This is a genomic window from Roseobacter sp. HKCCA0434 (genome assembly GCF_032464675.1).
Taxonomy (GTDB): Bacteria; Pseudomonadota; Alphaproteobacteria; order Rhodobacterales; family Rhodobacteraceae; genus Pontivivens.
On sequence record NZ_JAWDKL010000003.1, the window covers coordinates 19,598 to 32,408 of the forward strand.

The following is a 12,811-nucleotide window of genomic DNA, read 5'->3' on the forward strand; positions in this document are numbered from 1 at the left end:
CTACACGCACGTCCAGAATAACGCGGCGTGGCACCGATAGGCAAAGAATTTGCCGCATTGCCGCAATGGGTCCCACCGGCCTAAAGCTGGACCCCGAACAGGGCGGGGAACCGATGCTTCGAATATCCGGACTGCACAAGAGCTATGCCTCCGCGAACGGGTCGCGTATCGCCGTTCTGCGTGGGATCGACCTCGATGTCGCTCGCGGGGAAGGGGTCGCGCTGACGGGCGAGTCCGGCAGCGGCAAAAGCACGCTGTTGCACCTGATCGCCGCGCTCGACGATTTCGACGATGGCGAGATCACGGTCGACGGCATCCCCCTCTCCGGCCTGACCGAGCAGCAGCGCGCCGCGCTTCGACGGGACGAGATCGGCATCGTTTTCCAGCAATTCAATCTCGTCCCGTCGCTCAGCGTGGGCGATAACCTCGCTTTCCAGGCGCGCCTTGCAGGCCGTCTCGACCGGAATTGGTTGGATCGCCTAACAGCCCGTCTCGGACTTTCGGAATTGACGGACCGCTTCCCCGAACAGCTGTCGGGCGGTCAGCAGCAGCGTGTCGCCGTCGGCCGTGCGCTCGCGTCGCGGCCGAAGCTGGTCCTAGCGGACGAGCCGACCGGCAATCTCGACGAGCGGACGGGCCTCGATGTCCTCGACCTCCTGCGCGACCTGGTGGAGGAGACCGGTGCGGCGCTGCTGATGGTCACGCATTCCAGCCAGCTGGCCGCCGGACTCGAACGTCGCGTGCACCTGAAGAATGGGCAAATCCAGGGATGAACCGCGTCGTCCTGAGCGCCCTGCTGTCGCACTGGCGCACGCGCCCCTTCCAGTTACTGACCCTCGTTCTGGGGCTGACGATCTCGACGGCGCTCTGGTCGGGGGTCCAGGCGATCAATGCGGAGGCCCGCGCGAGCTATGCCGCGGCAGCGCGGAGCCTTGGCGGCAATCGCCTCGACACGTTGAGGCCGATCGGGGCCGACAGTTTCGATCAGGCGATCTATGTCGATCTGCGGCGCGCGGGATGGCCGGTAACCCCCGTCGTGGAGGGGTGGCTTGCCGACAGCCGGGTCCGGCTGATCGGCCTCGACCCGGTTACAGCGCCGACGGATTATGCGGGCGCGCCGACACTGGCGGAAGATCGGCTCGTGGATTTCCTAGCGGGGCGTCTGGGATATGTCGGTGAAACGGTGCCGCCCCATGCCGCGCTGCCCGAACTCGCGACGGTCGAGGGGTTGGCACCCGGCACCGTGCTCCTCGACATCGGGGCCGCGCAGAGACTTCTGGGCCTGGACGAAAAGCTGACCAGTCTCCGGCTACCGCCCGATTTCGATAGCGCCGATCGCCCGATCGAAACGGTGACGGGTCTGGGATGGACCAGGATCGCCGCCGCCGATGGTGCGTCGCAGCTCGACGCCCTGACCGATAGCTTCCACCTCAACCTGACGGCGTTCGGCTTCCTGTCCTTCGGTGTCGGGCTCTTCATCGTCTATTCGGCGATCGGGCTGGCGTTCGAGCAACGGAGGCCTGTGGTGAGGACCTTGCGGGCCCTCGGCGTACCGCTCGGACGCTTGATGGTCCTGATGTGCAGCGAGTTGATCCTGCTCGCACTTCTGTCCGGTCTGATCGGGGTCGCGCTGGGCTACGTCATCGCGGCAAGCCTCCTGCCCGATGTGGCGGCGACGTTGCGCGGCCTCTATGGCGCACAGATCACCGACAGCCTCAGCCTGAGCCCCGCCTGGTGGCTTGGCGGCCTGGTCGTCACCTTGGCGGGGGCATCGCTCGCGGCGGCCGATACGCTCTGGCGGACATGGAGGATGCCCCTGCTCGCGTCCGCCCAGCCTGCGGCCTGGCACATGTCACAGGTTCGCGCGTTGCGCCTGCAGGGCTTTGCCGCGACTTTTCTTCTGGCGGGCGCCCTCGTCCTGACGGTCCGGGCCGAGTCGCTGGCTAGCGGATTTCTCATGATGGGCGCGATCCTCATCGGGTCGGCACTGTTGCTGCCGGTCGGCATCTCCGCCGTGCTCGCCGGATTGGCGAAACGCGCCCGGACACCCTTGACGCAATGGGCATTCGCAGATGCACGGCAGCAGATGTCGCGTCTGTCGCTCGCGCTCATCGCCCTTCTTCTCGCCCTCGCGGCGAATATCGGGGTCGGCACGATGGTATCGAGCTTCCGCGACACCTTCACCGGGTTCCTCGACCAACGCCTGGTGTCCGAGCTTTACGTCACGACCGACAGCGATGACCAAGGCGCTCGATTCCTCCGATGGGCCGGTCCGCGCAGCGATGCGGTCCTGCCGATCTGGTCGGTCGACCTTACACTCCCCGGCACATCGGAGGAGGTCGAACTCTACGGGGTCTCGGTTCACCAGACCTATACGGAAAATTGGCCGCTGATCGCCTCTGACGACGATGCATGGTCCCGCCTCGACGCAGGCATGTCCGCTCTCGTCAACGAGCAGATGGCCCGTCGGGACGGTCTGCAGCCGGGTGATACGCTGCCGCTGTCCGACGCGCGGGGCGGCTCCTGGGCTGTCGAGATCGTCGGCATCTACTCCGACTATGGCAACCCGCGCAGGCAGGTGATGGTCGATGTGGAAGCTCTCGCCGCCAAGTTCCCGGACCTCGAGCGACAGCGCTACGCCATCCGGATCGACCCGCGAGAGGCCGAGGACTTCGCCCTGGCGGCACAGCGCGATCTCGGTCTGAGCGCGGACCAGATCGTCGATCAGGCCGCCATCAAGGCATTGTCGCTGTCGATCTTCGAACGGACCTTCGCTGTGACCGGCGCCCTCAATGTTCTCACGCTCGGGGTGGCCGGGCTCGCACTCCTGACCTCGATGCTGACGATCCAGCTCATGCGGCTTCCTTCCCTCGCTCCGCTCTGGGCGATGGGCATGACGCGGGGCACGCTTGCAGGCACGGAAATGGCGAAAGTCCTCCTGCTGGCGCTCCTGACCTCGCTGCTCGCGATTCCGGTCGGCCTTGCCGTCGCCTGGATCCTGACAGACGTGATCAACGTGTATGCGTTCGGATGGCGGCTGCCTCTTCAGTTCTATCCTCTCGATTGGCTTCGCCTCGTCGCGCTGGCGTTGCTGGCGGCTGTTCTCGCCGCGGCCTTGCCGGTCATCCGGCTCGCCAACACGCCGCCCCGCGCCCTGTTGAGCGTTTTTGCACAGGAAAGATGATGCTCACCCGACTGATCGCAATCCTGATCATCTTTCCATTCGCCGCACTGGCCCAAGGCTATGCCGGGCTGGGCAGCGGCGATGGAGAAGGATTTGCGCGGCCCGATCCGGATTACCGCTTCGCTTTTCCGGCGGATCACGGGCCGCATCCAGATTTCCGGATCGAGTGGTGGTACCTGACGGCCAACCTCACGGCCTCGGACGGGTCGGCGCATGGCCTGCAATGGACGTTGTTCCGCTCTGCCCTGGCACCCGAGGTCGAACCCCGAAGCGGGTGGTCCAGCCCCCAGATATGGATGGGACATGCGGCCCTCACATCGCAGGACCGGCACCTGACCGCCGAACGCTTCGCCCGCGGCGGCATCGGCCAGGCCGGTGTCGTGGCAGATCCGTTCTCTGCCTGGATTGACCAATGGCGCCTCGAAGGTCCGAGCATGAACGACCTGACGCTGACCGTCACGGAAGACGAGTTCGCATACGACCTGCGTCTCTCGACCGATCGCACTGAGATCTTTCAGGGCGAAGACGGCTACAGCGTGAAATCACCGACCGGCCAGGCGTCACATTACTATTCACAGCCGTTCTACGAGGTCAGCGGCACGATCACGCGCGGATCGGACAGCCTGACGGTCGAGGGACAGGCCTGGCTCGACCGCGAATGGTCGTCGCAGCCTCTCGCCGCGACGCAGACGGGATGGGACTGGTTCTCGCTGCACCTCTCCTCCGGCGAGAAGGTCATGCTGTTCCAGTTGCGCGACCGGATCGCCGAGCCGTTCTATTCCGGGACCTGGATCTTGCCAGACGGAACGACCTCGCCGCTGCCATCCGATTCGATCAGCCTGCGACCGCTCGAGACAACGGATGTGGCCGATCGCGACGTCCCGACCGGCTGGCGTGTCGAGGTTCCCTCGCGCGACCTCGATATCGAGGTGCGCGCCCTCAACCCCCAGTCGTGGATGCCGATGCTCTTTTCCTACTGGGAAGGGCCGATCGAGATCTCGGGCAGTCACGACGGCATCGGCTATCTGGAGATGACGGGATATGAATGAGTTGCTCGACGCCGCCTGGTCGATGCTCGAAGCCGGAGCGGATGGCCCCGGCGGGCGTCCGGTCTTGGGTACGATCGCGCCCGATGGCCCCCGGCTCCGCACCGTGGTGCTACGGTTCGCAGACAGGCTCAGCTCGATGATCCACATATATTCGGACGCGCGAGCCGCGAAGATCGACGAATTGCGACGGGACCGCCGCGCCTCTCTCCATGTTTGGGATCCCGAGAGGGCCCTGCAGCTCCGTCTGCGGGGCGAGGCCATCGTGCACGAGGACACGGCTCTTGCGCGGACTGCGCTCGACGACCTTCCGGCACATGCGCGCGACCTCTATCGCGCCTCGCCAGCCCCCGGCACGCCGATCGAAGATCCGGGGGCGGTCAATTTCGACATGGTCCATTTCGCTCTCATCGCCTTCGAAATCAGCGAAATCGAGGTGCTGCATATCACGAGGCCCTTTCATCGGCGCGCGCTGTTCGCGGCCGAGTTCGACTGGCAAGGGCAATGGCTCACCCCCTAGGGCATAGCCTCACGAGTTGCATGAAGTCGATCAGCCTCCCTGTCTGGCTGCGCGCGTCCTCGGTCTGACCGATCAGGTCCTGCGTCAGGCCGGTGCCGACCAGTTGACCGGAGGCGAGAAGGATCCGGGCCAGCGCCTGACCCTGCGCGACCAGCGACAGCACGCTCTCGGTCGCGGCGAGTTCGTCGCAATTCATCGCGAGGATGCGCTGCACGACTTCCTGCGCGACATCGGGCGTCGCGGGCTGTTGCGGCTCTTGAACCGCTGCACATGCCGACAGGCTCAGCATTGCCGCCAGGATGATCGCTCTCATGACCGTTGCGCCTCCAATACGCCCGAAACATGGTCCAGGGCTTCCAAGGGCAATATAGCCAGCAGCGGACCTCCGTCGAACGCGATCTCGATCGGGCCGGTCGCCCGGTTCGACGTTGCGATCCGTCCAGCCGGATCGAGCTCCAGCCCGTCCAGCGGCCAGCGCAGCCCCTTCGACCGGCCACGCGTCCGCCCCATGGGGAAGAGCGACACCCTTAGATCGGCGGGCAGTTCCAGATGCATGCCGGACCACGCCCGGAAGCACAGGTCGCCATCGCCGATCAGGATGGCCGCCCTGTTGGACCGCGCGATCGATGCGAAGGCGGCAAGCGCGTGATCCATCAGGCCACCGGTGAAACCGACGCAGAGATGCAGCGGCGCCTTGACCGAGCGCAGGCATTTGTCGAAATCGGTGGTCTCCTGCTCCGCCAGCCGATGCACCGGCGCGTCCCAGCCCTGCGGATGACGCAGGGAGTCGATATCGCCGATGATCGCGTCCGGCCGAATCTTGGTTGCAGCCAGGCGGTCCGCCCCGCCATCGGCTGCGATGACCTTGTCGCATCGCGCCGCGATCCTCGCGAGCATGCCCTCATCGACAGGCGCGCCGCCCACCAGCATCGCCGGCCCGGCACTCGTGACCAAGGTTTCGTTCATCGTCCTTGGCTCGCAGGTCGTTGCGATCGCGTCAATGGCTTGCGAGGCCGCCCTCGCTTGCCGATAGTCTGACTCGACACGAGACGACCCGGACGACGCGCCATGACCGACCGCCCCCGCATCGCACTCGCCTTCGGCGCCTTCTCCTGCGAGATGGAGGGGGTCACCGATCCGCTCCCCACTCTGCGAAAGCTCGTCGCATTCTGCGAGGAGGTAGAGGCACGCAATCCCGAATTCGGGCAGCGTATCGCGCCTCTGGCCGAGTTGAACGCGGCGCTGCAAACGGAGGGTCCCGTGAGTGCCAGCGTGGACGGCGGTCGGCTGAAGCTGACCGTCCCCGTCGAGGAGCCGCGGCAGATTGCACCGGACGGCCCGACCGAACCGGAACCAGAGATCGATCTCGATGCCCTGCGCGAGACGTCATCGGACCTGCCCGACGATGCGATCTCCAGCGCCCTCGACCGTGCGATGCGCGAAAGTGCGCGGGCCGCTCAGGAGGAGGCCGCGCCACGCCCCGTTCTGTCGCTGAGGGACTACGCCTCCGCCCGCAGGCCGCGCCGCATACAGGACTCGTTGGAGATCGCGGCAGCCTACAGTCACCACATGCGCGGAGAGGAAACCTTCGACGGTGTCCGCCTCCTGTCGGAGGTCGACGAGATCGATATCGGGCGCGAGGTCACGATGGACGAGAAGATCGAGGCCTTCGGTCAGATGCTCGAGCGGGGAACCTTCAAGCCGACCGAAGCCGATAATCTGTTCACGCTCGCGCGGGCGGTCGTGCTGCGCTATCGATGACTACCACGGTCGGATCACGACCGCCGAGATCGAGTTCTTGGGGCTGCCTTCGATCAGACGGTCGGAGTAGGTCAGGTAGATCAGCGTGTTCCGCTCCTCGTCGAAGAAACGCACGACCTGCACCCGCTTGAAGAGGAGCGAGGCGCGCTGGCCGAATACCTCCTCCCCCTCGTCGAGTTCCTGCGGATCGAAGGATATGGGCCCGACCTGCCGACAGGCGATCGAGGCATCGGACGTATCCTCCGCGATCCCGAGCGATCCCCGGATACCACCCGTGCGGGCACGGCTGACGAAGCACGACACGCCATCGACCTTCGGATCGTCGAACGCCTCGACCACGATCCGATGATTGGCGCCAAGCAGCCGCCACGCGGTCGTGACCTCGCCGATCTCCTCGGCGAGTGCGGTGAGGGGCAGGATCGACAGAATGAGAGCGAAGCGCAGCATACGAGGAATCTCCGATTGATGGCGCTACAAGTAGTGCTCTGTCCTCCTTTCCAAGGCGGCTCAGACGAACTGCTCGCGGATCAGACGCTCCTCCAGCCCGTGACCGGGATCGAACATCAGCCGGTGCGTGACGGCGGGTTCGGAGTGGATCTCGACGCGAACCACGTCGCGGACCTCCTGCGAGTCCGCGACGGCGGCGACACCGCGCTTCTCATGCTCGAGCACGTCAAAGCGGACCGTCGTGTGCGATGGCAGCAACGCGCCGCGCCAGCGCCGCGGCCGATAAGCGGAAATCGCGGTCAACGCCAATATGTCCGCACCGATCGGCAGAATCGGACCATGCGCGGAGTAGTTGTAGGCGGTGGAGCCCGCGGGCGTGCTGACCAGCGCGCCGTCGCAGACCAGTTCGGCCATGCGCTCCCGCCCGTCGACGCCGATCTTCAGCTTCGCCGCCTGAGGTCCCATCCGCAGCAGCGAGACCTCGTTGATCGCCAGCGCGGTGTGCGTGTCCCCTGCGGTATCCAGCGCCTTCATTCGCAGCGGGTGGATCGCCGCGACCTCGGCCTCCGCGATGCGTTCCGGCAGATCCTCTTCAGAAAACTGGTTCATTAGGAAACCGACGGTGCCCCGGTTCATCCCGTAGACGGGCGCGTCGAGGCCTTCGGTCGCGTGCAGGGTCTGCAGCATGAAGCCGTCGCCCCCCAGTGCGACGATCACATCGGCATCGTGGGGATCGTGCGATCCGTAACGCCGCTCCAGGCGCTCGCAGGCGCTCGTCGCGATATCGGCGCGCGAGGCGACGAAACAGAACCGGAAATCCGTCATGCGCAGGCCCGATGTGACAATTCAGCGGCGCGCAGGATGACCCCTGCACGCCACGCGATCAACCCGCGCCGCATCGCGCCGCGGCGTCAGCCTTCGATCGCGGCCCGGACCGAGCTGTCGCAGGCCGCGAGCTGCGGCATCGACATGCGGCCGGAGCGCACGCTGTGTGTGATGGTCCGGTGGATCAGGCGGCCCAGGCACGCGGCGTCGTAGCCTTCGTCGAGGAGCGCGGGGTCGAAGATCAGCACGGGCGGCAGGCCGGGACGGGCCAGCCGCATGACACGCTTGGACGCCTCGCCGTCGAGCCCGAGCACATCGGCATAGGGCGTCTCGCCCAGGGAGCGGGCGGGGTCGGTGAACAGCACGTAGACGTCGTATGCCTCGAGCGTCGGCGACGTGAAGCCACCGTCGATCCCCCCACCGGCACGATTGGCCGCAGCGATGCCGAGGATGACCTCGTCGGGAATGTTCCAGAACGCCACTTTCGCGGCAGGCGCATCGGTCACGCCCGCGCGATCTGTATGGGCGAGCGAGGCGGTTGGCAGCAGTGCGAGGAATAGGGCGGCTGCGCGCAGAGGCGCGGTAAGGCGGCTGAGCATGATACTGTCCTGTCCGTTGGTGCGGTCGCTTCTATCGAGCGTTGGTGAACAGAGGTTAACCCAGGATCGTGGCGGAAAAGAGTCCCGCGATCGGGCGGATTGTCACACCGGCGTCATGCGTTGCATTCCTGCCGCAAACGGCCCGCATTGCGAAACTAAGTTGCGCCAGATGGAAGCGCAGCCCGCCAAGTCATCGAAAGGCGTGACATCGCGGCGATGCTCTACCCCGCAAACGCGACGTCGTCGATCTTCAGCTTGGGCTTGCGACGCCCGCCCCACTCGTCGATCTCCAGCTTTCCCGCGACATGCACGGGCCTACCCGCATGGGCCTCGAGGGCGGGGCCGATCTCGGTCTCGTAGGCACGGAAGGCGATGGCGTCGATCCGTCCGCCGTCCTGCGCTGCGACGGTCAGGCGCAGGTGGCTCTCCCCCGCGCGCTTGGCGAAGGCGATGCGCTGATTGGCCAGAGCGAACCGGGGCTGAGGGGCACCGGCTCCGAAAGGTCCGCAGGCATCGAGTTGCTCGATCAGATCGACCGTTGCCGCGCGCGCCGCGATCAGGCCCGTGACCCTCAGGTCGGCCGGCCCCATGTCGCCCGCGCCCTGACGGGCCAGCAACTCGGATAGCCGCGCCATCGCCGGCTCCAGCCGATCGGCCGCCACGGTGAGGCCTGCCGCCATCGCGTGACCGCCGCCTTTCAGCAGGATGCCCTCCCGCGTCGCGGCGGCGACGGCTCCGCCCAGATCGACGCCGGCGACCGAGCGGGCCGAGCCCTTGCCTTGCCCATCTGCGATGCCGATCACGACGGCAGGCCGGTTGAACGCGTCCTTCAACCGCGCGGCCACGATCCCGACGACACCGGGATGCCATCCTTCATCGGCGGCCCAGACCAAGGGGCCGTCTGCGCCGCGTTCCTCGACCTGTCGGCGGGCCTGGGCCAGAACCTCCGCCTCGATCTCGCGACGCTCGCGGTTGAGGTGATCGAGCCGTTCGGCCAAGGCGGAGGCCTCCGCCGGATCGCGGGTCGCGAGCAGACGCGCGCCCAGATCGGCGGCCCCGATGCGCCCACCGGCATTGACCCTAGGGCCGAGCAGGAAGCCCAGGTGATAGGAGGAGGGCCGTGCGTTGATTCCGGCGACCTCCCCGAGCGCGACGAGACCCGGACGCTCCCGACGCGCCATGACGCTCAATCCCTGCCGGACAAGCGCCCGATTGAAGCCTACGAGCGGGGCCACGTCCGCGACGGTCGCGAGCGCCACCAGATCGAGCAGGGACATCAGGTCCGGCACGCCACCCTCGCCCCGCATGGCCCGGTTGGCACCGGCGAGCATCAGGAACACCACCCCCGCAGCACACAGATAGGTATGCTCCGAAACTTCGTCCTGTCGGTTCGGATTCACGACCGCATCGGCCGCGGGCAGGGTTTCGCCCCCCTGGTGGTGGTCGAGCACGATGACGTCCACACCGCAGGCCTTGGCCGCCGCGATTGGCTCGAAGCTCAGCGTGCCGCAGTCGACACAGACGATCAGGTCGTGCCCTTCGGCAAGCCGCTCCATCGCAGGCACGTTCGGGCCATAGCCCTCGTCGATCCGGTCGGGGATATAGAGCGTCGCCTCCCGGCCCATCGCGCGCAACCAGTCGATCAACAGCGCGGCGGAGGCCCCACCATCGACGTCGTAATCCGCGAAGATGGCGATCCGCCCGCGGGACCGGACATGGCGGCAGAAGATCTCGACGGCCTTGTCCATGTCCATCAGGCTCGACGGATCGGGCATCAGTGCGCGCATCGTGGGCGCAAGGAAAGCATCGACCTCGTCCGCCGCCACGCCTCTCGAGGCGAGAAGCCGCGCGACCGGATCGGACAGATCGCGCAACTGCGCCAACTGTGCGGCCGCACGCGTGGTGCCCTCGTCCATGCCGATCCAGCGTCGGCCGGTCAGCGACGCTTCGACGTTCAAGAAGGCAGGGATCAGGTCACGCGGCATCGGCACATCATTTGGTACGAACTTTCTGTCGCCTCACCATATACCGGCTGGACGAACGAGGAAACCGGAACGCGGCGGGAACCCGTCGGCCTCGCAGGCACGCACCCGACCGGCCGGTCGCGACCGGATCGCGTCGCTTGCGTGCGGCCATCCCCTCGCCTATCACCCCGCGCAGACGCATCCGCGTGAAAGGACAGTCACCATGACCCAGCCGCTTCGCATTGCAATCGCCGGTCTCGGCACCGTCGGGGTCGGCGTGATCCGGATGGTGCAGACCCACGGCGACCGGATCGCTGCGCGGGCCGGCCGTCCGATCGAGATCGCAGCGGTCTCGGCGCGGTCCCGCAGCAAGGATCGAGGTGTGGACCTGTCTCCCTTCGCTTGGGAGGACGATCCGGTCGCCCTCGCCCGACGCGGAGATGTGGACCTCGTGGTCGAGGTGATGGGCGGCGAGGATGGACCGGCCAAGGTGCTGACCGAGACGGCGCTCTCCTCCGGCAAGCATGTCGTGACCGCCAACAAGGCGATGATGGCGCATCACGGCCAGGCGCTCGCGGAACTGGCGGAGGCGAACGAAGCGGCGCTGCGCTACGAGGCCGCGGTCGCCGGCGGCATCCCCATCATGAAGTCGCTGACCGAAGGTCTCGCCGGGAACGGGATCGAACGGGTGATGGGCGTCATGAACGGCACCTGCAACTACATCCTGACCGAGATGGAGCATACCGGCGCCGACTACGAAGCGGTGCTCGCCGATGCGCAGGCGCTTGGTTATGCCGAGGCGGACCCGAGTTTCGATGTCGGCGGCATCGACGCGGCGCACAAGCTGTCGCTTCTCGCCGCCACGGCCTTCGGAACGCGAGTCGATTTCGCGGGTGTGACGATCGAGGGGATCGAGCGCGTCTCGCTGGCGGACATCCAGCAGGCGGCGGAACTCGGCTACAAGGTGCGACTGCTCGGCGTCGCGCAGATGTCGTCCGAAGGGCTGGAGCAACGCATGCAGCCCGTCCTGGTCCCGAGCCAGTCGCCCATCGGGCTGCTCGAAGGCGTAACCAACATGGTGATCGTCGAGGGTGACTTCGTCGGACGAACGGTCTTCACAGGGCCCGGCGCGGGCGAGGGCCCGACGGCCTCCGCCATCATGGGCGATGTGATCGACATCGCGCGTGGACTGCGCATCCCCGCCTTCGGTCAGCCCGCCGACAGTCTGACCGCGCCCAACCGTGCGGCGCATGCGGGCTCCGCCAGCCATTACCTCCGTCTCACCCTGACGGACGCGCCCGGGACACTCGCGAAGGTCGCACAGATGCTTGCCGATCAGGGCATTTCGATCGACCGGATGCGCCAGAATGACCATGACGAGCGGCAGGTTCCCGTCCTGATTGTCACGCATGATTGCGCCCGCTCGAATCTCGACGCGGCACTGGCGGAGATCGCGAACAGCCCCGTCAGCCTGGCGGAGCCCGTCGCCCTGCGGATCGAGCAAGTCTAGCCGCGCTCAGTCCGGCACCTGTCCGGCAAGATGCCCCTCGCCGCGCGCGGCGGCGAGGTCGATCTGGCGCTGCCGCTCGCGGAACCGCGCGCGATCGGCGTCGGTCCTTTCATGGATGCAATGGTGGCAACTGACGCCGCGCTCGTAGGCCGGATGGGACAGGTCGTCGGGCGCCAAGGGCCGCCGGCACCCGCCGCACAGGACATGCGGGCCGGGCTGCAGGCCATGACCAACCGTCACGCGCTCGTCGAAGACGAAGCAGTCGCCGCGCCACAGGCTGTCCTCCTCCGGAATCTCCTCCAGATACTTCAGGATGCCCCCCTGAAGGTGAAAGACGTTCTCCACGCCCTGCCCCAGCAGCCAGCTCGTCGATTTTTCGCAGCGGATGCCGCCGGTGCAGAACATGGCGATCTTCTTCCCCGCGAATCGCGCCTCGTTCGCGCGCCACCAGTCGGGAAAATCACGAAACCCCTTGGTCTCCGGATCGATCGCGCCCTCGAAGGACCCAACGCCCACCTCGTAGTCGTTGCGCGTGTCGATCACGACCGTATCGGGGTCACGCAGCAGATCGTTCCAATCCTGGGGCGGCACATAATGTCCGACAGCCGCGTTCGGATCGACCTCACCCGCGCCGAGCGTCACGATCTCCGCCTTCTCGCGGACGCGCAGCTTGCGGAAGGGCATCGTGTTGGCCGATGCGTATTTCGGTGCCAGATCGGCGAATCCCGGCACATCGCGCAGAATGGCGATGGCTGCCTCGATCGCCGTCGCCTCCGCGGCGATCGTTCCGTTGAGGCCCTCCCGCGCGACGAGCACGATCCCGCGCACTCCAAGTTCCGACAGCTTCGCCGCCAAATCCTGCCGCACGCGGGCCGGATTACTGATTCGCGCGAAACGGTAAAACGCCGCAACGCTGATCGCCCCATGCGTGTGCATCGCTACCTCCCCGTTGCAT

Annotated in this window: 13 protein-coding genes; 6 read left to right on the forward strand and 7 right to left on the reverse strand. The window is 66.6% G+C overall.

What is annotated here, in order from left to right; translation table 11 throughout:
* Window positions 1–65 precede the first annotated feature (65 nt).
* From RX333_RS03245 to RX333_RS03260, 4 genes are read left to right on the forward strand one after another with little or no spacing between them, the layout of a single operon-like run.
* Entirely contained in the window at window positions 66–773 is a 708-nt protein-coding gene (locus RX333_RS03245) for an ABC transporter ATP-binding protein (RefSeq protein ID WP_410056041.1), read from the forward strand.
* Window positions 770–3,184 carry an FtsX-like permease family protein gene (locus RX333_RS03250; protein WP_316013483.1) on the forward strand — a complete coding sequence of 805 codons (2,415 nt, stop codon included), beginning with the start codon at window positions 770–772 and terminating at the stop codon, window positions 3,182–3,184. Before RX333_RS03245 ends, RX333_RS03250 begins: the two co-directional genes overlap by 4 nt.
* Window positions 3,181–4,233, forward strand: a complete 1,053-nt coding sequence (locus RX333_RS03255) for a lipocalin-like domain-containing protein (RefSeq protein WP_316013484.1) — start codon at window positions 3,181–3,183, stop codon at window positions 4,231–4,233. Before RX333_RS03250 ends, RX333_RS03255 begins: the two co-directional genes overlap by 4 nt.
* 1 nt (window position 4,234) lies before the next feature.
* Window positions 4,235–4,750 (forward strand): pyridoxamine 5'-phosphate oxidase family protein, encoded by a 516-nt coding sequence (locus RX333_RS03260; protein WP_316013485.1) that lies wholly within the window; start codon window positions 4,235–4,237, stop codon window positions 4,748–4,750.
* Here the strand turns inward: RX333_RS03260 and RX333_RS03265 are convergent.
* Together RX333_RS03265 and RX333_RS03270 are read right to left on the reverse strand one after the other, a co-directional pair.
* Window positions 4,740–5,063: a hypothetical protein gene (locus tag RX333_RS03265; RefSeq protein ID WP_316013486.1), complete on the reverse strand. Its 324-nt coding sequence runs from the start codon at window positions 5,061–5,063 to the stop codon at window positions 4,740–4,742. The genes RX333_RS03260 and RX333_RS03265 overlap by 11 nt on opposite strands.
* Window positions 5,060–5,680, reverse strand: a complete 621-nt coding sequence (locus RX333_RS03270; protein WP_316013487.1) for a thiamine diphosphokinase — start codon at window positions 5,678–5,680, stop codon at window positions 5,060–5,062. Before RX333_RS03270 ends, RX333_RS03265 begins: the two co-directional genes overlap by 4 nt.
* A 138-nt stretch (window positions 5,681–5,818) precedes the next feature.
* On the opposite strand from RX333_RS03270, the gene RX333_RS03275 reads away from it, so the two are divergent.
* The gene (locus RX333_RS03275) at window positions 5,819–6,511 is read left to right on the forward strand and encodes a hypothetical protein (RefSeq protein ID WP_316013488.1); all 693 of its coding nucleotides are present in this window, start codon (window positions 5,819–5,821) and stop codon (window positions 6,509–6,511) included.
* Here RX333_RS03275 and RX333_RS03280 read toward each other — a convergent pair whose 3' ends face one another.
* The 4 genes from RX333_RS03280 to recJ all read right to left on the reverse strand — a co-directional run bounded on the left by RX333_RS03280 (window position 6,512) and on the right by recJ (window position 10,367).
* Window positions 6,512–6,958 carry a CreA family protein gene (locus RX333_RS03280; RefSeq protein WP_316013489.1) on the reverse strand — a complete coding sequence of 149 codons (447 nt, stop codon included), beginning with the start codon at window positions 6,956–6,958 and terminating at the stop codon, window positions 6,512–6,514.
* A gap of 60 nt (window positions 6,959–7,018) precedes the next feature.
* Entirely contained in the window at window positions 7,019–7,783 is a 765-nt protein-coding gene (locus tag RX333_RS03285; protein WP_316013490.1) for an NAD kinase, read from the reverse strand.
* A gap of 86 nt (window positions 7,784–7,869) precedes the next feature.
* Window positions 7,870–8,382, reverse strand: coding sequence for a hypothetical protein (locus RX333_RS03290; protein WP_316013491.1), 513 nt, complete (start codon window positions 8,380–8,382; stop codon window positions 7,870–7,872).
* A 221-nt stretch (window positions 8,383–8,603) separates the two neighbouring features.
* Window positions 8,604–10,367, reverse strand: coding sequence for a single-stranded-DNA-specific exonuclease RecJ (recJ, locus tag RX333_RS03295; RefSeq protein WP_316013492.1), 1,764 nt, complete (start codon window positions 10,365–10,367; stop codon window positions 8,604–8,606).
* Between the two features lie 202 nt (window positions 10,368–10,569).
* On the opposite strand from recJ, the gene RX333_RS03300 reads away from it, so the two are divergent.
* Window positions 10,570–11,856 (forward strand): homoserine dehydrogenase, encoded by a 1,287-nt coding sequence (locus RX333_RS03300; protein WP_316013493.1) that lies wholly within the window; start codon window positions 10,570–10,572, stop codon window positions 11,854–11,856.
* Window positions 11,857–11,862: 6 nt separating this feature from the next.
* On the opposite strand, the gene RX333_RS03305 is transcribed toward RX333_RS03300, so the two are convergent.
* On the reverse strand, window positions 11,863–12,792 hold the full coding sequence (locus RX333_RS03305; protein WP_316013494.1) for a rhodanese-related sulfurtransferase: 930 nt from the start codon (window positions 12,790–12,792) through the stop codon (window positions 11,863–11,865).
* Window positions 12,793–12,811: the final 19 nt, after the last annotated feature.

Coding starts and splice junctions, on each gene's coding strand:
- RX333_RS03300 (WP_316013493.1), top strand. CDS start 10,570: ATGACCCAGCCGCTTCGCATTGCAATCGCCGGTCTCGGCACCGTCGGG.
- RX333_RS03270 (WP_316013487.1), bottom strand. CDS start 5,680: ATGCTGGTGGGCGGCGCGCCTGTCGATGAGGGCATGCTCGCGAGGATC.
- RX333_RS03305 (WP_316013494.1), bottom strand. CDS start 12,792: ATGCACACGCATGGGGCGATCAGCGTTGCGGCGTTTTACCGTTTCGCG.
- RX333_RS03285 (WP_316013490.1), bottom strand. CDS start 7,783: ATGACGGATTTCCGGTTCTGTTTCGTCGCCTCGCGCGCCGATATCGCG.
- RX333_RS03280 (WP_316013489.1), bottom strand. CDS start 6,958: ATGCTGCGCTTCGCTCTCATTCTGTCGATCCTGCCCCTCACCGCACTC.
- RX333_RS03245 (WP_410056041.1), top strand. CDS start 66: ATGGGTCCCACCGGCCTAAAGCTGGACCCCGAACAGGGCGGGGAACCG.
- RX333_RS03255 (WP_316013484.1), top strand. CDS start 3,181: ATGATGCTCACCCGACTGATCGCAATCCTGATCATCTTTCCATTCGCC.
- RX333_RS03250 (WP_316013483.1), top strand. CDS start 770: ATGAACCGCGTCGTCCTGAGCGCCCTGCTGTCGCACTGGCGCACGCGC.
- recJ (WP_316013492.1), bottom strand. CDS start 10,367: ATGCCGCGTGACCTGATCCCTGCCTTCTTGAACGTCGAAGCGTCGCTG.
- RX333_RS03275 (WP_316013488.1), top strand. CDS start 5,819: ATGACCGACCGCCCCCGCATCGCACTCGCCTTCGGCGCCTTCTCCTGC.
- RX333_RS03265 (WP_316013486.1), bottom strand. CDS start 5,063: ATGAGAGCGATCATCCTGGCGGCAATGCTGAGCCTGTCGGCATGTGCA.
- RX333_RS03290 (WP_316013491.1), bottom strand. CDS start 8,382: ATGCTCAGCCGCCTTACCGCGCCTCTGCGCGCAGCCGCCCTATTCCTC.